This is a genomic window from Marinobacter xestospongiae, from assembly GCF_023156385.1.
Lineage (GTDB): Bacteria > Pseudomonadota > Gammaproteobacteria > Pseudomonadales > Oleiphilaceae > Marinobacter > Marinobacter xestospongiae.
The window spans coordinates 101,854-122,628 of the sequence record NZ_JAKZAK010000013.1; the positions used below are offsets into that span (position 1 = coordinate 101,854).

Sequence of the window (20,775 nt, forward strand, 5' to 3'; positions counted from 1 at the left end):
GGCAGGCCTCTCCGGATCAGCGCATCAGCTCGGTTGCCCGTTTGAGCAGGGGCTGGGCCTGTCGGGTGCGGTTGCGGGCAAGCAGGGCGTCTGCCCGTGACAGATAGGCATCCGCCAGCGTCTTCTCGGTTTCGACAATGATGTCGAAGCCCTCGGGGAGCTTGGGCTTGAGGGACTGGACGTCGTCATAGACGGTGTCCAGGTCGCGACTGCTGCGGGCGGCCTTAATGGTTTTGCCCCATTGCTCAAACCGCTGCGCGTAAAAGATGCGAGCTGCATCGGCGGGGAAAGGCAGGCCTTGCTCACCGGCCTCCACACGCTCTCGGTAGCGATTGAGGGCGTAGACGGCATCTTCAAGCGCGGCCAGCTTGGCCAGGTTGTCCTGCACTTCCGGTACGTCCTGGAAGAAACGGTTGCCAGTGGCGAGCAGATGAGACTGGGTCTCGGCGTCGTTGGACTCAAGCGCCGTTGCAGTCTGGCGGTTGAAACTCTTGCTGGCCTCTTCAGACGGTAGCGGCAGCGTGCCGCCCAGGAACTCAAGGTTGGAGGCCAGTTGCTCCAGGTTCTGCGCATCCTCGGTGGTTTTGAAGTCGCCCTGGTTCAGGCTGGACAGCAGCTCCTCGGCAATGGCCTGCTGCAGGGTGGCCTGACGGCGCTCAATGCGATCCTGAACCTGCAGTAGTTGCTGGTCGCGGGGGAACAGCTTGGCGGCTTCGCCCGCAATCTCGAGCGCCTTGGGAGTATCTGGCAGCCCGGTGGTCTCCGACGGTTCCAGGGCTCGATCCATGCGGTCAAGGTAATGGCGCATCAGATCCGGTTGCCGCAGCTTCAACAGTCCGGCCCGCTCGATGTCGGGTAAGTCGGTGATTGCTGCAAGCAGTTGCCTTGGCGGCAGTTCGCGTACTTCGTCCAGCTGTTCGGTGGCCGATTCCAGCTGGCGAATCTGGTTGGCGGCTTCAACTGACTCGGCGGAGTTGAGCTGCCAACTGACAATGGCGGCGGTGATCGCCGCGGCGGTTGCGGTGGTCTGCCCGATCATCGTCCAGGGAATGGGGGCGAGGGCTTTGTCCAGTTGCTTGAGTGACAGGGCCTTTTCGTCGCCCAGCAGTTGCCGCTTTACGGTCAGCCACAGTTTGATGGGCATGTTGCCGGGGCGGCTCAGCTTGGCGGCCCGACGTTCTTCCAGGGTCAGCGGTTTGCGATCGAACGGGTGCCTGGAGCTGAGCAGCTCGTAGAGAATACATGCCAGTGCATAGAGATCGCCGCGGGTGGACGGCTCGCCGCCTTCTGCCAGCTCGGGCAGGGCGTACGCCGGGGTGTAGCCGTAAATCGACGTTTCGTCGTGTGCCGGATTCAGGAAGTCTTCGTGCAGTGGGTCGGTCAGGGCCCGGGAGACGCCGAAATCCAGTAGTTTGACCTGGCCATTCTTGGTGAAAAAGATGTTGGATGGTTTCAGGTCGGCATGGATCACATCGTGCTGATGGGAGTATCTCAGCGCCGACATGATCTGCTCCAGAATGGCTTTGACGCCGGTCCACTTCAGCCCGTTGGGGCGTGAGCGCTGGATCACCCGGGATAGCGACTCACCTTCCAGCAGCTCCATCACCATGAACCAGGTCTCGCCGTCCTGCTCCAGATCCTGCACCCGTACGATGTTGGGATGGGAGAGCCGGCGGGTCTTGGCGGTTTCGCGGGCAAGCAGGCCAAGGGAGGCGGTTTCCTTGGCGGTCTCGGGTTTGAGGATCTTCAGGGCAACGTTACAATCGGTTGCGCCGGCCCGTTCCAGGTGGGTATCGACCGCGCGATAGACATCGCTCATGCCGCCGGAGGCAATCAGTGCCTCGATGCGGTAGCGATCATTGAGGACTTCGCCGAGCCATTTGTGCTTTGCTGCCGTGGTCATGGCCGTTATCCCCCGACCAGTACGGTCGGGTTGCCAACCACGATCTTGCCGCCATGGGCGGTGGAATCGCCCAGTCGGGCGACTGGCAGGCCATTGGCGAATACCGTGGCCGACCCCTGGACAATGACGTCGGGCGGTCCAACGCACACCAGCTTATCGGTCAGTCTCGCGATGGGAAGTCCACCCACGAATACATTGGGTGATGCAGCAAGGGTCGGGCCACCTACGTGTGCAACCGGACCGTTGAATGCAGGACAGGCGTGAAAAGCGCCCAGGTAAGCAGCAGGCTTGCCCATGGAATCAGTCCCTGATTGATCAATCTCCGTTAACGCACAGGATGATCGGCTATTCCGGGCAGAGGGTCAACCCTGGCACGTGAGCGGCTTCGCAGAACCGGTGGGTGCGGGTTTCACATAAATTGACACTCTTGCAAAAATTGAATAGCCTCGCTGTCTCTTATCTTTAGACCTTGGATGTCCCTTACATTCCAGTTGCCATCAAGCAAGTTGCCATGGATTGGTTGGTTTGCCCGTTCTGTTCCCAGCGAACGGCAGACCACGCTCAGAGGGAAGGACGAAATCGATGCAGCTAGAGCTTTCCATATCCAGCTATCAGCGTTTGTCGCCGAGCGTTACCGGCAGCCACCGCGTCGGCGTGGGGCAAACGGTGGTCGTGGGGCGTGCGCCCGAGTGTGACTGGCATCTGCCGGACCCCAACAAAATCCTGTCTTCGCGGCACGCCGAAATCCGCAGCGAAGGCGGTACGTTCTCCATTGTGGATACGTCCACCAATGGCGTGTTCATCAACGACTCCCAATCCCCGATAGGCAAGGGCAACGCCGCCGCAATCAGTGACGGTGACCGATTGCGTCTGGGTGATTTCGAAATATGTGCGACAGTTCACGCTTCGGGAGATTCGTCGCCGGCGCCGGCGACTCAGGTTGAGCCCACCCCCGACCCCGCTCCGATTCCCGAGCCTATTGGCGTGACCAGCCCATCGGCGATCCCGGAGCCTGCTGCTGCCAGTCAGCCAGTAGAGGATTTCCCCGATGTGCTGGCGGCAGGTCTGGGGGAAAGAATGATGGCGGATACCCATGTACCGATGCCGGAACCGTCGATTCCCGGTGGCTGGAGCTGGGATCAGGAGCCAGCTCCGGGGGCGTCGCAACCGGCGGCAACGAAAACTGCCCGGCCGGCGCCGGGGCGTGCGCCAACCAGCGAGGCCCCGCCACGACAAACCGCTGAGCCGGATGCGCTGGAAGCCCTGTGGGACGGTCTTGGCATCAGCCCAGAGCGGGCGTCCGGTATGGGGACCGAGTTTTATCGGGAACTGGGTGGTCTGACCCGGGCCCTGCTGGATCGATTGCTGGACATGATCCATGCCCGGGCACGTCAGAAGCAGCAATTGCGGGTGGCTCAGACCCTGTTCCAGAGAAGTGAGAACAACCCTCTCAAGTTCTCGGCGACACCCCAGGATGCGCTGGACAGCTTGCTGCTGCGTCCGCATGCTGCAAACCTGAAGGCGCAGCAGGCGGTGAATAACGCCTTTGACGATATCATGTCCCACGAGCGGGCCCTGATGAAGGGGATTGAGGCGGTCGTGGCCGATATTCTGGCCGAAACGCCCGGCGCGTCCGGAGCCGAAGGTCGTGGCCTGTTCTCACACCGTAAAACGTTGGAAACAATTCGGCGTCATCGTGCGTGGCAACTGGAGGCCTACGGTGACGGCGACAGGATGCTCAGAAGTGATGTCTTCATCGAAGCCTATGAACGGGAAGTGGATCAGAAAGACGGGAGTCCCTAGTGATGACGAAAACAATGCGGTTGGTAAGCGTATTCGCAGCCTTGCTCACCCTGGCCGGTTGTGTGGTTGCCAATGCGATTGTTGAACCCTATACCAATCTGCATTTCCGGGCGTTGGGCAGCATCAACCCGGACGACAATGAACGCGCTTCGCCATTGGTGGTTCGCGTATATGAGCTGAGCTCGGCTGACGGTTTCGAAGGGGCGGACTTCTTTGATCTCTACGATAACGCGGAAGCCGTTCTGGGCGAAGATCTGTTGAGTTCCACCGAAATGGTGCTCCGCCCCGGCCGCAGTGTGACCCACGAAATGCGGCTTGATGAGGCGACCACCCATATTGGCGTTATTGGCGCGTTTCGTGACATCGAGAATGCCGACTGGAAACTCAACCTGAAGGCGAATCCACAGGAGTACAAGAATCGTGACATCATGATTGATCGGCGCTCGATCACTCTGATTCGCGATTAAGTCGGGACCATTTTTATCCCGGCGGTATCTGCTGGGCCCGTATTACACAGGAATCTGACATCATGGAACGATTGGCCAAAGTCGCCTGGTCTGAGGGTATGCTGCTCAGGCCGCAGCATTTCCAACAGCAGGACCGCTTTCTCTATCAGGTCGCCAGGGAGCGTCATACCCGCACCGATGTCCATGGCTATGGTCTGTCGGAGGTGGAGCTGGACCCGCAGGCGCTGGGCCTGGGTCAGGTATCGGTGGTTCGTGCCGCGGGCATTTTTCCGGACGGCATGCCGTTTGAGTTCGATCAGGGCAACGCTCTGGTGATGGAGATTCCCGCCGACGCCCGCGATGAACTGGTGTATCTGGCGTTGCCCATGGAAAAACTGGCCGGTACCAACATCGCCGCTGATGCAACGTCCCAGACGGCCCGTTATCGCTTCGAGGAAGGTCGTCTTCTGGATGACTCCGCCGACGATGGCGAAGAAGAGGTACTTGGGCTGGCCCACCTCAACCCGCGTTTGAAGTTGGGTCGTGATGACCTGGCCGGGTTCGCCTACCTGGCAGTGGCGCGCATTGTCGAAGTGGTCAACGAGAAAGACGTTAAGCTCGACCGCAGTTTTATCCCGCCCTGTCTGGATGTTGCGGCCATGCCGCCACTGGCTTCGTTCCTGCGGGAAACCCTGGGCATGGTCAAGCAGCGCGCCAAGGCGCTGGCGGTTCGCATGCAGAAAGGTGCTGAGCAGTCCTCCACCCTGTTTGACGTGCTGATGCTACAGACACTCAACCGTTGGCAGCCGATGCTGGAGCACCTGAAGATTTCTTCCCAGGTCCATCCGGAACGGTTCTACGAGTTGGCCATCACGCTCACCGGTGAGCTGGCACTGTTCACCCGGACGGAAAAGATGGTGCCGGCATTGCCGCCCTACCGACACGAACAGCTGACCGAGACCTTTGGTGACCTGGCGGCGTTACTGAGCCAGTCCCTCAGCACCGTGCTCGAGCAAACCGCTATTGCCCTGCGCCTGGAGGAAGCCCAATACGGCATTCGTGTGGCGCCATTGCCGGACGGCAGTCTGTTGGATTCCGCGCAGCTGGTGTTGGCGGTGAAGGCGGATCTTACCACCGAAGACATTCGCCGACGGCTGCCGGCTCAGATCAAACTGGGTGCGGTCGAGCACATCCGCGATCTGGTCAACAACCACCTGCCTGGGATTCCGGTCAGCGCCCTGCCGGTGGCTCCGCGCCAGATTCCCTACCATGCCGGGTATCACTATTTCCTGCTGGACGGCAAGAGCGAGCGTTGGCAGCATCTCAAGCAGAGTGGCGGATTGGCCATTCATGTTTCCGGCAACTACCCGGGGCTCGAACTTGAGCTGTGGGCCATTCGGCAATAGCCGTTGACGGATATTCAGCAGGGATTGCTCTATGAACGACAGCACCATCATCAAGCCGCGCCCGGGAGCCAAGCAGGTTCCCACCTCCGCACCGGAAGCGGCCGCTGCACCAGACCAAACGGTGATGGCCGATGCCGCTTCGGCAACGCCTTCCTACAGCCGTTTCAAGTTGCCGGAGACCAGTCTGGGAGCTGTGTGCGACCAGGCCTCAAGGCTGCTGTCCCTGGCCGTTCGGTTACTGGGCGCGGCCCGGGTTGATGACGTCGCCGACCTCCGTCGTCAGTGCATGGATTTGGTTCGCGAGTACCAGGCCAATCTGAAAGCCGCAAACCTGACACCGGATACGGTGGAAACTGCGTCCTACTGTGTCTGCGCGTTGATTGACGAGATTGTACTGAACAGTGAGTGGGGGCAGAGCGGGCATTGGGCGGCGCATTCGCTGTTGTCTGAGTTCCATTCCCAGACCTGGTCCGGTACGCATTTTTTCGACCTGGTTGCTGGCGCCCGGCGCACCACCAATACCGAAGTGATGATGCTGCAGTACCTCTGCCTGTCGCTGGGCTTCAAGGGCAAGTACCGGGTTGAGGAACGGGGCCAGGAAGAACTCGATACCCTGCGGGATTGCCTCTATCACGAGATCTGCGCCAAACATGGCCGCTTTGCCACGCCCTTTGAAAAGTCCTGGGAGCAGAAGATTGAGTCTGGCCCCGGCGTTACCCGGGGTGTGCCAGTCTGGGTTGGGGCGTCCGTTTGTGCAGTGGTGCTGTTACTGTTCTATCTGGGTTTTTCCCACACCCTCGATTCCAGCTCGGAGCCGGTACTGGAGGCGATGAACCAGCTGGCAATCCCGGCTGTTCAGGAGCCGACCGGCAACGCCAACCCGAATCAGGCGAATTATCTGCGCCGTATCCTCCAGACCGAGATCGATAAGGGGCTGGTTGAGCTGGATGCAGAGGACAATGGCCGCGTTACCTTGCGCATTGGCAACGAGTCGCTGTTTGAGTCCGGCGGCTCTGAGTTGCGTGAGGACACCCTGCCATTAATGAACAAGATTGCCCGGGCACTGGAATCCACGGAAGGCTCCGTGATGGTGACTGGTCATACCGACAATCAGCCCATATCCACCTCCCGCTACCCCTCCAACTGGCACCTGTCGTTGGCTCGTGCCACCGCCGTGTCGGATGAATTGGCCGGTGCCGCCAATCTGGAGGGCCGGTTGTGGCCGGAAGGTCGTGGGGAGGCTGAGCCCCGGTTCGACAATGCCACGGCAGAGAACCGGGCCCGCAACCGACGCGTGGAAATCAGTCTGATTCCCTGAGACCCATGACGGAGTATTTGAGGTAAAACCCTATGGCATGGATTCGCCGGATGCTGTCCAAGATTACGCTGCGAGCCCTTTTTATTCTGTTGGGCTTCGTTGCGCTCGTTATTCTGGTCTGGTTTGGTGGCCCGTTGCTGGCTATTGCCGACTGGAAGCCGTTTGAGTCCGTGCTGGCCCGGGTGACGTTCCTGCTGCTGCTGGTGATTTCCTACTTGGCGATTCAGTTGTGGCGGACCCGTCGGGAGCGCAAGGACAACGAACGGGTAGTCAGCGAAATGATGGCCTCCGAGGAAGGGGATGAGCTGTTGCGGGAGGAGCTGGAAACCCAGCGCAATAACCTGCGTAAAGCACTCGCCCTGGTCCGTAAGTGGAAGCCGGGTCGCTTCCGCTCTGTCTATGAGTTGCCCTGGTACATGATTGTGGGGGCGCCGGGGTCTGGCAAGTCCACGGCGTTGCTCAATTCTGGCCTGGAGTTTCCGCTGAAGAGCGAGATGGGGCTGGATTCGGTCAAGGGCGTGGGTGGTACCCGCTATTGTGACTGGTGGTTTACCAACCGGGCGGTCATTATCGATACCGCCGGCCGCTACACCACTCAGGAGTCTGGCGACAAGCGTGATGCCAAAGGCTGGAATGCGTTCCTGGGCCTGCTGAAGAAGTACCGTTCACGCCAGCCCATCAATGGTGTCATTGTAGCTGTGAGTGTGGCGGATCTGCTGGAGCAGACGCCGACCGAGCAGGCGCTGCACGCCCGGGCGATCAAACAGCGGGTTCAGGAGCTGAAAAACCGCCTTGGCGTGGTGTTTCCGGTCTATGTGATGCTAACCAAGTTCGACCTGCTGGACGGCTTTGTTGATACCTTCGGCATGCTGTCCGAGCAGGAGCGGGAAGACGTGCTCGGGCTGACCTTCGAGCTGGATTCGGTCAAGGACCCCGAGCGTCTGCCGGTGGTGTTCGACGAGGAGTTCAACCAGTTGCTAGGACGGCTCAGCCACTTCCTGCTCCATCGTTTGCAGCAGGAGCGGGCCCCGGATACCCGCCGTCGTGTCTATGAGTTCCCCAAACAGGTCGCCCTGCTCAAGGCGCCGTTGTGGAATCTGCTCAAAGACGTGTTCTTCCCCTCCGCCTACGAGGAAGTACCGTTGCTGCGAGGGGTGTACATGGTGTCCTCCGAGCAGGGGCAGCCGGCGTTCGACAAGGTCTCTGGCCTGGTCGATCAGCAGTTCAAGCTTCAAACTCCGAAAGAAAAACGCGATCTGCGGGGCGTCCCCGACGATGGTTTCTTCCAGCGCAAGCTGTTTGACCAGATCATCTTTTCCGAGCATGGCCTGGCGGTGACCGACCGCAGCAAGGCCAAGCAGATGACTCTGACCCGCCGGATTGCCTTTGCCGCCATGGCGGTGCTGACGGTGGGGCTGGCAACTGCCTGGTACCTGGACTATGCCAAGGCGCGGGATTCCATTGACCAGTTCGCTGCCCGCACTGAGTCTCTGGATCAGCACCTCGAAAAGGTGCCGGAGGAGGCCGACTGGCTGGTGCTGGAAGGGCTGCTGGACGAATCCGCCCAACTGGTTGGCGGTGAGGCGGAAACCGCCATGCCGGGGTTCTCGTCGTTGGGTTATTTCCAGGTCCAGGGCCTGCGTCAGGCTGCCGAAGGCGTGCATGGCCGGGTGATGCAGTACCGTTTGGGCGGCACCCTGAAGCGGACGCTGGAAGAGGACATCCGGCTTCACCTCGACAACCCGGAATACCTGTACGAGGCCCTCAAGAGCTACCTGATGATGGGGGACCGCAGTCGCTACAACGAGCAGCAGGTGGCGCTGTGGCTGGAGTATCTGCTGAGCCAGCAGTTGCCGGGCGAGATCAACCGGCCCCAGCGTGAGGCTCTGCTGGCCCATCTGCAGGACTACCTCGCCCTGGAGCAGCCTTTGCGGGTCTCGAACTCGCTGGTGGAGCAGGCGCGGAATGAGTTGACCGCTGTGCCTCTGGCGGAACGGGCTTACCAGCGCATCAAGATGGATGCCCAGGCCGCCGGTCTGCCGGAATTCCGACTGCCGATGGTGCTTGGCACCGTGGCGTCGGAAGTGTTTGAGCGCCGTTCCGGCGAAAGCCTCCATGAGGGTATTCCGGCGCTGTACACCAAAGCTGGTTACCAGGGTGTGTTTGAGCCGGAGCGTGATCAGATCGTCAGTCACCTGCTTGAGGATTCCTGGGTTTATGGCGAGGACTCCAAGGACTATCGCAATCTGGATGAAGCTCGAATCAAGTCGCTGGTCGAGGACCAGTACTTCCGGGACTACATCTACACCTGGGAGTCGTTCCTGTCGGATCTGAAGATCCGTTCCTTCGGCAGTCCTGAGCAGGGGCGTTACCTGACCAACCTGCTGAGTGGACCTGACGCTCCGCTTAACCGCCTGGTATCGGCGGTGAAGTACAACACCCAGCTGTCACTGGATACCGGTGATAACTCGGCCCAGATGGATGCCGCCAAGGATCAGGCGATGGATGAAGCTGCCCGTAAAAGCCGGGCCTTCGACCGACTCAACCGTCTGATGCCTCTGGCCGGTGAGGAGCCGCAGCAGACCACGCTGGTGGATGATGCCTTCAAGGTCATGCACAACATCAAGGAAGAGACCTTCCAGTCGCTGCAGGACAAGACACGCATCATGTCCCGATACTTTGCCGAACAGGCCAGCGGCGGTAACAACTTCCAGACCGTGTCCCGGGCGGATTTCAACGCTGCGGTCACCGGTTTCTATGCCACCGTCAGCAACACCCAGTCGTCCCACCTGGAGTCGATTGTTTCCGGCTTTGCCCGCGAGTCCCGGGGCCTGGTCCGCACGTCCGCGACCCAGAAGATCAATGGTCTCTGGCGTAACGAGGTCTACCGGGAATACAGTTCGGCGATTGCCGGGCTGTACCCGGTTGATCCGTCGGCGAGTGAAGAGATCAGCCTGGCCGACTTCAGCCAGTTCTTCGGCTACGGCGGCACGGTAGACAACTTCTTCCAGCAGTATGTGGCCGAGCATGTGGATACCTCCCGGACGCCCTGGAAACTGTCCACGGACCTGAACATTCGTGGTTCCAGTCTGCGCTTCTTCCAGCGGGCAAGCCGCATCCGGGAGGCCTTCTTTGTCGAGGGAACCAAGACCCTGCGGGTGCCGTTCTCAGTGCAGACGGTTTACCTGGACAACCGGGTCACCCAGTTCTCGTTTGAGGCAGGTGGTAGTGAACTGAATTACCGTCATGGACCGGCTCGTCGCCACCCGTTCGTGTGGCCTGGTGACACCAATGGTGGCGTGCGGGTTGCTGTCAATCCTGGCTCGACCTCGGATGCCGTGGTGCAGCGGTCTTTCCAGGGTGAATGGGCGCTGTTCCATATGCTGGATGCCTACGACGGCCTGTCCGGTGAAGGCCGTGAGCTGACCCTGGAAGTGATGCTGAGTGACTATCTGGCCCGCATCAAGGTCGAGCCGTCCTCTGTGAAACACCCCTTCCGTAGTGGGCTGGTCCAGAACTTCACTCTGCCGTCCCGGCTGTAGCGCGAGGAGTATCGATTGATGTGGGGATACATGGGGAAAGTACCTGGACGTGGTGATTTTATCACCGTGGATGTCCGCCCCGATGTCCGGGACCTGTTCTTCGAGTGGTGCCAGGCATCCCTGGCCGTGAGCCGGGACCAGTTGGCGGACCGCTGGATGGATGCCTACCTGACATCACCGATCTGGCACTTTTGCGCAGCGCCGGGTGCGATTCTTGATGTGGGCCTGGTGGGCACCCTGATCCCGTCAGTGGATCGTGTCGGCCGCCATTTCCCGTTTCTGGTGGTTCGGGAGTTCAGCGGCCAGACCCTGGATGGCTGGCGTCAGCCGGAATGGGCCTCGGAGATGGAGGACTGCATCCTGGCGGTGCTGGACGATGGTTGGCAGGAAGAAAGCTGGCAGCAGCGCCTGGCCGAGGTGGCCGCCCCTGAGCCGTCACCCGCCACCATGAAGTGGCCCGCGGGGGAGGGCAATCTGGTATTTCCGTCCGCGGGCAGCGAGTCAGACTGGCTGCAGGCCATGTTGAAGAAAGATCGCCGTAACACGGTCTGGTGGACCCAGGGATCAGCGTTTGTCGAGCCTGTGACCCTGTTGACAGACGGGCTGCCAAAAATCGGCCAGTTTGTCTCAATGATGGTGGGCCAATGGCCCAGTCATGGCTGGCTGGAAGCCGAGTTCTACGGGGAGGGACGCTAGGCGTGCGATTGTCTTCAGCCCAGTTTACCCACACGGGCGCCGTGCGGGATCACAATGAGGACGCGTTTCTGTCGTTTCCCGAGGACGGTCTCTGGGTGGTCGCCGATGGTATGGGCGGGCACCAGGCCGGCGACGTAGCCAGTCAACTTATTTGCGACACCGTGACCTCTGAGCGTCTGCGACATGGTAACGCCCTCGCCAATGAGGATCTCAAACGGGCATTCCTGCTCGCCAATGAGCGGATTCGCCAGTATGGCGAGCAGCAGCACCCGGGCGCGACCATGGGGTCGACTCTGGTAGCGTTGAAGATCGTCGATGAGCGCTATCAGGTCTTGTGGATCGGTGACAGTCGGGCCTACCTGTTACGTAATGGTCGTCTGCAGCGTCTGTCCAGGGACCACAGTCAGGTGGCGGATTTGGTGGAGCAGGGGGTGTTGTCAGAAGAAGAGGCAGAGAGCCATCCGCTGTCAAATGTTATCACCCGGGCGCTGGGCGTTGAGGATGAGCCAGTGATTGATGTGGTTGAAGGTGAGGTATTGCCTGGTGACCGCTTCCTGTTGTGCACCGATGGCATCAGTAAGGAGTTTGAACTGCAGGAGCTTGAAGCCCTGCTTGCTGGCGAGCCGATCGATGACATCAATCAGGCGATCCGTCACTCCGCGCTGGTCAAAGGCTGTCGGGATAACATCACCTCGATCATCGTACAGGTGGATCATCAGATGGCGTGGAACGATCGCCCCGCCGTACAGGGGGATTCCACGCTGCCGCTGGGTCAGTGGAACGTGTAACGGACTATGAATGAAGTGGATGCAGGATTGCTATGACCGACGTTGATTCCCGCCTGTTGCCGTTTGAGGCCCTGCTGGCTGACATCTCAGAAGATGCACCTTGCGGTGATGACACCCGTGAGGATGCATCGCCGCTGTCGCCCTATTTTACCCTCAAGGATGTGCGGAACCAGGCTCGTGCTCTGGAGCGGCAGGTGTTCTCTGATGAGGATCCGCCGCAGATCTCCCAGTGGCGTCAGTTATTGGATGATATCCCGCCGCTGCTGAAAAGCCGTTCCAAGGACCTTGAGTTTGTGGCCTGGCTGATTGAGGCCCTGTGTCGCGAATACGGCTTTGACGGGGTCAGGGAAGGTTTTGATCTGGCCCGTGAAATGATTGAACGCCACTGGGATCAGATCTACCCGTCACCGGATGAGGAAGGTCTGGATACCCGGATCTCGCCACTGGTTGGCCTTAATGGGGTCGATGGCGAGGGAACCCTGATTCGTCCCATCATTTCCGTGCCTTTGTTCTTCAGCAGCGACGGACACTATACCTTTGCCACCTGGCATGCCGAACAGGCCGCCGAGGTAGCGCGGCTAGATGAGGACAAGGCCGAAGCCCGTATTCGCAGTGGGTCGGTTTCACCGGAGGCGCTGGAAACCGCGGCCAAGGAAACACCGATTGAACACTTGGTGGCGATGCGGGTTGCCATTGAAGCTGCCAGCCAGTCCTTCGCTGCCCTGTCCGATGCCATGGACGAGGCCATGCACGGGGAGCCGCAGCCGACCACCAATATCCGTAAGGCGCTGGAACGCTGCCTGCTGATGCTCAACCACCACGCTGGTGAGCGTATTGATCAACATCTGTCCCAGCAGGCGGATGAAGCTGCTGAGGCGGTTGCTGTGGAAGAAGCCGCCAGCGCGGACGGGGAAGCGCCGGTTGCAGAGGGCCGACGCAGTGTGGATCCGGTCAAGGTGGCGATCGAGAGCCGTAAAGAAGCCCTCGAGCAGCTGCAGCGGTTATCTGATTTCTTTCTAAAGACTGAGCCGCATTCGCCGGTGTCCTATGCCATTACCCGGGCAGTTCGATGGAGCGAGCTGTCCTTGCCAGAACTTATGGAGGAGTTGATAGATGATGGCGGAGCCCGTGACGGGTTCTTCAAACTAACCGGTGTGCCTGCCCCCGAGCGGGAATGACCACTCGAAAACTAACAGTGACGCTCAACAGGAGACAGCGACATGGAAAGCATCCACAACAAACTGTCCCGGGTCCGCAAGCCCCGGGTACACATTACCTATGACGTAGAAACGGAAGGGGCCCTGGTCAAGAAAGAGCTGCCGTTTGTTGTCGGTGTCATGGGGGATTTTTCCGGTAACAACAATACCGATCTGAAGCCGTTGAAGGATCGCCGCTTCATCCAGATCGACCGGGACAATTTTGACGACGTGCTGCGTCGTATGAGCCCGAAACTCAAGCTCAAGGTGAATAACAAGCTGGCGGATGACGATTCCCAGATGTCCGTTGAGCTGGCGTTCAATTCCATGGATGACTTTCAGCCGGCCGCGGTGGTCAATCAGGTAGAGCCTCTGCGACACCTGATGGAGACCCGTAACAAGCTGCGCGACCTGCTGACCAAAGTTGACCGGTCGGAAGAGCTGGAAGAGCTGCTGGAACGCGTACTGAATAACTCAGACGACCTGCAGGCGCTGAGTTCGGAACTGAATCGCACAGAGGAGGACAAGGAATGAGTCTTGAAACCCAGGCTACGGACGCGGTTGTCGAAGAAGAAGGCGGAGCCCTCAGTCTTCTGGATCAGGCCATTGGTGCTACCAAGCAGACTGAGAGCAGTCGAGCGGAGGAGCTGATCCGCACTCTGGCTGAAGAGGCGATGAAGGGGACGGTGACCTGGAACAAGAACCTGACCATCACGTTCTCCCAGGCTATTACCCGCATTGACCAGATGATTTCCAGCCAGCTGTCCGAGATCATGCATCAGGAAGAATTCCAGAAGCTGGAAGGTTCCTGGCGTGGCATGCACCACCTGGTGATGAACTCCGAAACCAGTGCCATGTTGAAGATCCGCGTGCTCAACCTGAGCAAGAAGGATCTTCATAAAGATCTGTCCAAGGCGGTGGAATTCGACCAGAGCCAGATCTTCAAGAAGATCTACGAGTCTGAGTTTGGCACCCCGGGCGGCGAACCATACGGTGTGATGATCGGTGACTATGAGTTCAGCAATCATCCGAATGACATCGAAACACTGGGCCTTATGTCCAACGTTGCGGCTGCCGGTTTCTGCCCGTTTGTGTCCGCCGGTGGATCCGGCCTGTTCGGTTTTGATAACTGGACCGAACTGTCCAAACCACGGGATCTTGAGAAAGTGTTCGAGTCCCTCGAGTACACCAAGTGGCGCTCGTTCCGCGACAGTGAGGATTCCCGCTTTGTTACCCTGACCATGCCTCGTGTTTTGGCGCGCCTGCCTTACGGCCAATCCACCAAACCGGTGGAAGAATTTGGTTTTGAAGAGTTCGAAGTGGACCCTGAAACCGGTATGGCGGTGCGCCCCGAGCACGAAGATTACTGTTGGATGAACGCGTCCTACGTGATGGGCAGCCGAATGACCAACGCCTTTGCCAAGTATGGTTTCTGCACCGCCATCCGTGGTGCTGAGGGCGGCGGTAAAGTTGAGGGGCTGCCGGCCCATATCTTCCGCAGTGATGATGGTGATCCTGACTTGAAATGCCCGACTGAAATCGGCATCACCGACCGTCGTGAGGCGGAGCTCAGCAAGCTTGGCTTCCTGCCACTGTGCCACTATAAGAATACCGATTACGCCGTGTTCTTCGGTGCCCAGAGTTGCCAGAAGCCAAAGATCTACGACAACCCGGATGCTACGGCTAATGCCGCCATCTCGGCCCGTCTGCCGTACATGATGGCCACCTCCCGCTTTGCCCATTACCTCAAGGTGATGGCTCGGGACAAGATTGGCTCCTTCATGGAGGCTGATGACGTTGAAAACTGGCTGAACCGCTGGATTCTCGGCTACGTTAATGCCTCCGAGGGCGGTGGTCAGGAAATCCGGGCCAAGTTCCCGCTGGCAGACGCCAAGGTCAAGGTGCGTGAGATCCCAGGTAGCCCGGGTTCCTACAACGCCATTGCCTGGTTGCGCCCCTGGCTGCAGATGGAGGAGCTCACTACCTCCCTGCGTCTGGTCGCAAAAATTCCAGAGATTGGCAACTAAGACCGTTTCCCGGGGCCCAGATGGGCCCCGGGACGGTTTGGAGTCCTCATGAGCGCAGCGTTGTCGTTTGTCGACAAGGATTATCTGAATCAGCGGAAGTCGCGCAAATCCCACCAACCGGGACTGAACCGGGGGTTGGCGGAGCGCTTGGTGGCTGAGTCTGACGATCAGCGGGCACTGATGCTATTCCTCAGTCAGTATCATGGACGTGCGGGCTGGACCTCGGATGAGGTTCGGGCGGCACTGTCGAAGGTGATCCTGAAGCTGGACCGCCTGCTCAATGCCCAGCTCAATGAAATCCTGCATCACCCCGAGTTTCAGGACCTGGAAGCCAACTGGCGGGGTGTCAGCCTGCTGGTGGAGCAGGCTGCACTGGATGATCGACAGGATGCGGTGAGGATCAAGGTTCTGGATGCCTCTTGGGAAACCGTTGCTGCGGACCTGGGTCGAGCGATCGAGTTCGATCAGTCGCGACTGTTTGCCAAGGTGTATTCGGAGGAGTTTGGCAGCCCGGGTGGTGAGCCGTTTGGCTTGCTGTTGGGCACGTACAGCGTCAGTCATCGGACCCGCGGCGGTGCAGCCAACCTGGACACCCTTCGGGAGCTGGCCCAGGTAGCAGCAGCTGCGTTCTCACCGTTGATTCTCAATGCGGCTCCCAGCTTCTTTGGCGTTGATAACTATGCAGAGCTAACCGGTGTTCGCGACCTGGAAAGCCATTTTTCCCAAGTGGAGCTGACGGGTTGGCGCTCGCTGCGGGAAGTGGAGGACGCGCGTTTTCTCGGCCTGGCGGTGCCCCGAATGCTGATGCGCCCCCCTCACCGGGAACTGGGCGAGGGCGCCGAAGCCTTCGGATTTCTTGAGCATCGGCAGGTGACCGACAAGGACTATCTGTGGGGGCCGGCCTGTTTTGCCTTCGGTACCGTGGCCATCCGGGCATTCTGTGAATCCGGCTGGTTCTCCCATATTAGGGGCTTTCGTGCTGGCCGGGTGGCCCATGGCACCGTCGACAACATGCCGGAAATCTCCGACATCAACCGAACAGGGCGCCTGTTCCCGACACGCCAGGCAGTGGACTGGCAAATCAGTGACCGGATGGAAAAAGCCCTTGCCGAGGAGGGGTTTCTGCCGTTGGTGCCTTTGCCCAACACCCCCATGTTGGTGTTTCACTCGGTGCCTTCGATCCAGCAGCCGAAAACGTACGAGCCGCTGGCTGCCAGTGTCAGCGCCAAGCTGTCGGCCATGCTGCACTACATCCTTTGCGTGTCCCGTTTCGCTCATTACCTCAAAGTGATGGGGCGGGATCGTGTGGGGGGCTACCGTACCCCGGAGGAATGCGAGTCCCAGCTGCAACGCTGGATACACGGCTACACCATGGCTACCGAAGGCGCCTCGGATGAACTGCGGGCGCGCTTCCCGCTGCGTGATGCCAAAGTGTCCGTCAAGGCGCGGGCCGGCGAACCAGGTAAATATTACTCGATCATACACCTTCAGCCCCACTTTCAGCTGGACCAACTGGTCACCGGAATGCGGCTGATTACGGAATTGACACCGGTGGACGGGCATTAGCCCGCACTGCCACATGAGTTGACATTTGGAGGACTCAGGAATGGATGCCATCAAGCAGCATCTGGCCAGCGGACAACTGCAGCAGGCCATTGAAGAAGCAACGCAGATGATCAAGGCCCAGCCCGGCGCCGCCGATCTGCGCGCATCACTGATCGAGCTGCTGTGTGTGGCCGGTCAACTGGAGCGAGCCGACGAAATGCTGGGCTCACTGGCCCGCCACCACCCGGACTGGCTTGCCGGTGCCGCCAACCTGCGCCAGCTGATCCGGGCTCAGCAGTCTCGCCTGGCGTTTCGGGAAGGCAAACTGGCCGAGGAAGTCGTGGCTACGGAAGGCGCAGACTTGGAAGCCCTGCTGGCGCTGCGACTGGCCCTGAGCCAGGACGACGTAGCGGCGGCAGAACAGGAAGCAGCGAAACTGGAACAGACCCGCACGGCGGCGACCTTCCGTTTTGGCGACGCTGAGGGAGATGCCCGGGATTGTGACGACGCCCTGTGTGGCTTCATCGAGGCCCTGGGGGCCGATGGCCACTTTTACCTCTGGCGCTGGTCTGAGATTGAGGCCATCGACTTCCACCCGCCGACGTCACCGGTTGAGCTGATCTGGCGTCGGGCGGACGTGGAGCTGGTATCCGGCAAGCAGGGCGAGGTGTTTATACCGCTGACCTACGTCGATAGCCAGTCCGACGAGGAGCGGCTGGGCCGGGTGACCGATTGGCAGGAGCGGTCGGAAGGATTGATCACTGGCATCGGTCTCAAGCTGTTCCTGGTTGGCGATGACGCCATCAGTCTGGAATCGCTGAAGCGCGTCGAGCGCGTCGAGCTTGCTCATGCCGGTTGATAGCTCGGTCCGCCTGCAGATGAGCCTTTTGGACCGGCTCGCCGCCGACGGCAATGCCCGGGCCACGGTTTCGTCCATCCGCCAGTCGGTGCGTCAGGACCTGGAAGCGCTGCTGAACACCCGCCGTTCCTGGCTGGAGCTGCCGGCGGAACTGCGGGAGCTGAAACAGTCGGTGCTGGGATTCGGATTGCCGGACTTCACCGTTATGGACCTCAGTACTACTGATGCCCGGCAATGGTTATGCGAGGAGATTCGTCAGACTATTATCCGCTTCGAACCACGCCTGGCCCGGGTGACGGTTGAAGCGGAAGATGGGGACACCCCTTTGGATCGACAGCTGAGACTGCGTATCGATGCCATTCTGCTGGTGGACCCGGTGCCGGAGCCGGTGGCGTTTCAGTCCGACCTCGAGCCTATTAACCTGTCGATGACCCTGCAGGAGTGTGCGTGATATGAGTGACGAACTCCTCCAGTACTATAACCGCGAATTGGCCTACCTGCGTCGTCAGGGGGCCGAGTTTGCCAAGGCCTACCCCAAGGTGGCGGGTAACCTGCGGGTGAGCGACGAGTCGGTGGAAGATCCCCATGTCTCGCGTTTGCTGGAGGGGGTCGCATTCCTGACCGCCCAGATCCGTCAGCGACTGGACGATCATTTTCCGGAGTTGACCAGCATCCTGATGGGCAACCTGTTCCCGGACTACATGGCGCCGATTCCATCGATGACGATCCTGCAACTCGCCGCTGGTGCCTCGCAGACCCATTGCGCCGCCCTTGATCCGCAGCAGCGCTATGAAACCCAGGTCGAACGGATGCCGGCGTGTGAGTTCCGCTCGCCATCCAGTCACTATCTGGCGCCGGTGGAGGTGGTTTCCGGGGCCTTTGAGAACGCGCCCTTTGATGCTCCCCGTCCTGCTGGCTCGGAAGGGGCCCAGAGTGTGATCAAGCTGCGTCTGAAGTCGACGCTGCCATTCAGTGAGATTGATCTGCCGTCGTTGCGGTTCTACCTCCACGGCCAGACCCACCTGAGCAACGAGCTGTATGATCTGATCCATCGATCCGGTGTGGGTTTCGCGGTGGTACCGACCCACGACACCCGTCAGATCCGTTTCTTTGGCGCCAAGCAGTTGCAGCCGGTGGGTTTTGAGCCGGAAGACGCGTTGGTGCCGTATCGCAAGCGCAGCTTTGACGGCTTCCGTCTACTGGTGGAGTTTTTCCTGTTTCCCGAAAAATTTCTGTTTGCCGACCTGTCGGACCTGGCAGGCACCTGGCCGGAACACGACGAAGTCGACCTGTACATCTACCTCGGTGAACAGTCGAGCGAGCAGGAAAAGAGCTTTGTACCGGAGCACATGAGGTTGTGGTGTGTGCCGGCAGTGAATCTGTTTGACGAGTCTCTGGAACCAGTCGCCAATGATGGCAGCTGCCATGAGCACCGGCTGGTATCCCGGTTCCGTGGTGCGGAAACCTTTGAAGTGGTCAGTGTTCAGTCGGTCAGCCTGGTGGAGAACGAGAACATCCGTGAGATGGCTCCCTTCTACGGTCTCGGCCATCCCCGCTGGCAATCCGGGCTTGATGTCTACTGGCACCTTGGCCGCCGGGACGCGGACTGGGCGGGCGGCCAGTTTGAGCCGGGTTTTGAGACCTACCTGTCGCTGGTGGACCGGCGTTTCAACCACCGTACCCAGGATGATCTGCCAGAAGACGAGACCCTGATGGTCAATGCCTGGTGCTGTAACCGCAACATTCCGGAGCGGCTGCCCTTCGGCGGTGGCGAGCCCCGGTTCCGGGCTATCGGTGAACCGCTGGTGGAGGAAGCGGTGGCGCTGGTGCCACCGACCGCAACCACCCGTCCGGACCTGTCAGACGGTACCCGTTGGGAGTTTATCCAGCAGCTCAACCTGGAACACTTTGCCGGTGACGATGCCCTGGAACGCCTGAAGGCGGTGTTGCAGCTGCACGATTTCCGCCACACCCCGGAGACCCAGGCACTCATCGAAGGCATTGAAGACGTGACCATGAAGCGCGTGGCTGCCCGGGTTGGCAAAGGGGTCCACAGCGGCCTGTGCCAGGGCACCGAAATCCAGGTCACCTTCTCCAAGCCCAGCTATGCCGGCACCAGTATTTACCTGTTTTCGGCCATCCTGGATCGCTTCTTTGCCCAGTTTACCCAGGTCAATACCTTTACCCGTGTGCGCATCCGCCTTGGTGGTCATCACCGTGACTATTGCCTGTGGCCAGCTCGCGCAGGCGAGCGGGAGCTGCTCTGATGGCAACGCCGACCACCCTGTACCGCGCTGTGTGGAAAGCCGAACGACAGCTGGTTGGTGACCGGAAAGGTTATCACCGGGTTGGCCATGACGGTTGGCCGAAGAAAGAGGTGGTGCGTTTCCGCTCGAGCCAGAACCTTGGGTTTGCCGGCCAGGATCTGGTGACACAGCGCGCCCAGCGTAGTGAAGACGGTGTCGTGCAACACGATCTGACGGTTGATCTGATGGGACTGACCGGTGCGCGAGGGGCGTTGCCAGCATGCTTTACCGAGCGGGTGCTGGAGTTGGTCAAGCAGAAGTCGCCGGCCACCCGGGATTTTCTGGATCTCTTCAACCATCGCCTGGTTTCACTGCTTTACCGCAGCTGGGAGAAAACCCAGCCTGCGGTTCATCAGGAGCGTGAGGAAGAAGACATCTTCACCTACATCCTCAAGACCCTGACCGGTTGTGAGGAAAACTGGCAACTCTATTACGGCGCGGCCTTCGCCCGCCATGCCCGCTCCGGCAGTATGTTACGGGCGGTGTTGGAAGACATTACCGGTATGCCGGTGGATGTCCGTGCGATGCAGGGGGAATGGGCCCAGGTGTCCCCGGACGATCAGTCCCGGCTGCCAGACGACGATTGTCCCAAGGGGCAGTTTGCCAACCTTGGCGGGGCGATCCTCGGTAGCCGGGTGTGGATTGCGGACAAGGGCGTGGAAGTGGTTTTCCGTCCCAAATCCCGGGAAGAATTGGTCACGGTGCTGCCTGGCGGTGCCTACAGCAAGACCTTGTTACAGGTAACCCAGCGTCTGGTCAGTGGCCAGACCCGGGTTCGTTATCGGTTGTCGGCCCGTGCCGCCCACCTGACCCACACGATACTGGGGCAGCAGGGCAAGCTCGGCGCTGACAGTTTTATTGGGGCCCGACCGGAATCAACCAAAATGGTCGAGGTCAGTTTCAAGCCAAGCCAAGGAAAGGATTGAATAGCATGTCTGCG

The 20,775-nt window shown here is 59.9% G+C and carries 17 protein-coding genes; 15 read left to right on the forward strand and 2 right to left on the reverse strand.

Going from position 1 to position 20,775, the window contains the following annotated elements; genetic code table 11:
* Positions 1–16: 16 nt before the first annotated feature.
* Together MLD24_RS10860 and MLD24_RS10865 are read right to left on the reverse strand one after the other, a co-directional pair.
* Positions 17–1,903: a protein kinase domain-containing protein gene (locus tag MLD24_RS10860; RefSeq protein WP_248166627.1), complete on the reverse strand. Its 1,887-nt coding sequence runs from the start codon at positions 1,901–1,903 to the stop codon at positions 17–19.
* 5 nt (positions 1,904–1,908) lie between these two features.
* Positions 1,909–2,199, reverse strand: coding sequence for a PAAR domain-containing protein (locus MLD24_RS10865; protein WP_248166628.1), 291 nt, complete (start codon positions 2,197–2,199; stop codon positions 1,909–1,911).
* A gap of 286 nt (positions 2,200–2,485) precedes the next feature.
* Between MLD24_RS10865 and tagH the strand changes: the two genes are divergently transcribed.
* The 15 genes from tagH (at position 2,486) to tssG (ending at position 20,761) form a co-directional block, all read left to right on the forward strand.
* Complete coding sequence (gene tagH / locus MLD24_RS10870; protein WP_248166629.1) at positions 2,486–3,706, forward strand: type VI secretion system-associated FHA domain protein TagH; 1,221 nt, start codon at positions 2,486–2,488, stop codon at positions 3,704–3,706.
* A 2-nt stretch (positions 3,707–3,708) separates the two neighbouring features.
* Positions 3,709–4,173, forward strand: a complete 465-nt coding sequence (tssJ, locus tag MLD24_RS10875; protein WP_227172777.1) for a type VI secretion system lipoprotein TssJ — start codon at positions 3,709–3,711, stop codon at positions 4,171–4,173.
* A gap of 62 nt (positions 4,174–4,235) precedes the next feature.
* Positions 4,236–5,558: a type VI secretion system baseplate subunit TssK gene (tssK, locus tag MLD24_RS10880; protein WP_227172776.1), complete on the forward strand. Its 1,323-nt coding sequence runs from the start codon at positions 4,236–4,238 to the stop codon at positions 5,556–5,558.
* Between the two features lie 31 nt (positions 5,559–5,589).
* A complete protein-coding gene (gene tssL, locus MLD24_RS10885) occupies positions 5,590–6,876 on the forward strand; it encodes a type VI secretion system protein TssL, long form (protein ID WP_282450594.1) in 1,287 nt (428 codons plus the stop codon).
* A 32-nt stretch (positions 6,877–6,908) separates the two neighbouring features.
* On the forward strand, positions 6,909–10,418 hold the full coding sequence (tssM, locus tag MLD24_RS10890; protein WP_248166630.1) for a type VI secretion system membrane subunit TssM: 3,510 nt from the start codon (positions 6,909–6,911) through the stop codon (positions 10,416–10,418).
* A 30-nt stretch (positions 10,419–10,448) separates the two neighbouring features.
* On the forward strand, positions 10,449–11,114 hold the full coding sequence (gene tagF, locus MLD24_RS10895; RefSeq protein ID WP_248166631.1) for a type VI secretion system-associated protein TagF: 666 nt from the start codon (positions 10,449–10,451) through the stop codon (positions 11,112–11,114).
* Positions 11,115–11,116: 2 nt separating this feature from the next.
* On the forward strand, positions 11,117–11,902 hold the full coding sequence (locus MLD24_RS10900; protein WP_248166632.1) for a PP2C family protein-serine/threonine phosphatase: 786 nt from the start codon (positions 11,117–11,119) through the stop codon (positions 11,900–11,902).
* Positions 11,903–11,934: 32 nt separating this feature from the next.
* Positions 11,935–13,080, forward strand: a complete 1,146-nt coding sequence (gene tssA, locus MLD24_RS10905) for a type VI secretion system protein TssA (RefSeq protein WP_248166633.1) — start codon at positions 11,935–11,937, stop codon at positions 13,078–13,080.
* A 42-nt stretch (positions 13,081–13,122) separates the two neighbouring features.
* Positions 13,123–13,632: a type VI secretion system contractile sheath small subunit gene (tssB, locus tag MLD24_RS10910; RefSeq protein WP_248166634.1), complete on the forward strand. Its 510-nt coding sequence runs from the start codon at positions 13,123–13,125 to the stop codon at positions 13,630–13,632.
* Entirely contained in the window at positions 13,629–15,125 is a 1,497-nt protein-coding gene (gene tssC / locus MLD24_RS10915; RefSeq protein ID WP_248166635.1) for a type VI secretion system contractile sheath large subunit, read from the forward strand. The genes tssB and tssC (MLD24_RS10915) overlap by 4 nt, the downstream gene beginning before the upstream one ends.
* 48 nt (positions 15,126–15,173) lie before the next feature.
* On the forward strand, positions 15,174–16,691 hold the full coding sequence (gene tssC / locus MLD24_RS10920) for a type VI secretion system contractile sheath large subunit (RefSeq protein WP_248166636.1): 1,518 nt from the start codon (positions 15,174–15,176) through the stop codon (positions 16,689–16,691).
* 40 nt (positions 16,692–16,731) lie between these two features.
* Positions 16,732–17,529, forward strand: coding sequence for a type VI secretion system accessory protein TagJ (locus tag MLD24_RS10925; protein WP_248166637.1), 798 nt, complete (start codon positions 16,732–16,734; stop codon positions 17,527–17,529).
* Between the two features lie 19 nt (positions 17,530–17,548).
* Positions 17,549–17,980, forward strand: coding sequence for a type VI secretion system baseplate subunit TssE (tssE, locus tag MLD24_RS10930; RefSeq protein WP_248166638.1), 432 nt, complete (start codon positions 17,549–17,551; stop codon positions 17,978–17,980).
* Between the two features lies 1 nt (position 17,981).
* Positions 17,982–19,796, forward strand: coding sequence for a type VI secretion system baseplate subunit TssF (gene tssF, locus MLD24_RS10935; RefSeq protein ID WP_248166639.1), 1,815 nt, complete (start codon positions 17,982–17,984; stop codon positions 19,794–19,796).
* Positions 19,796–20,761: a type VI secretion system baseplate subunit TssG gene (gene tssG / locus MLD24_RS10940; RefSeq protein ID WP_248166640.1), complete on the forward strand. Its 966-nt coding sequence runs from the start codon at positions 19,796–19,798 to the stop codon at positions 20,759–20,761. The genes tssF and tssG overlap by 1 nt, the downstream gene beginning before the upstream one ends.
* Positions 20,762–20,775 lie beyond the last annotated feature (14 nt).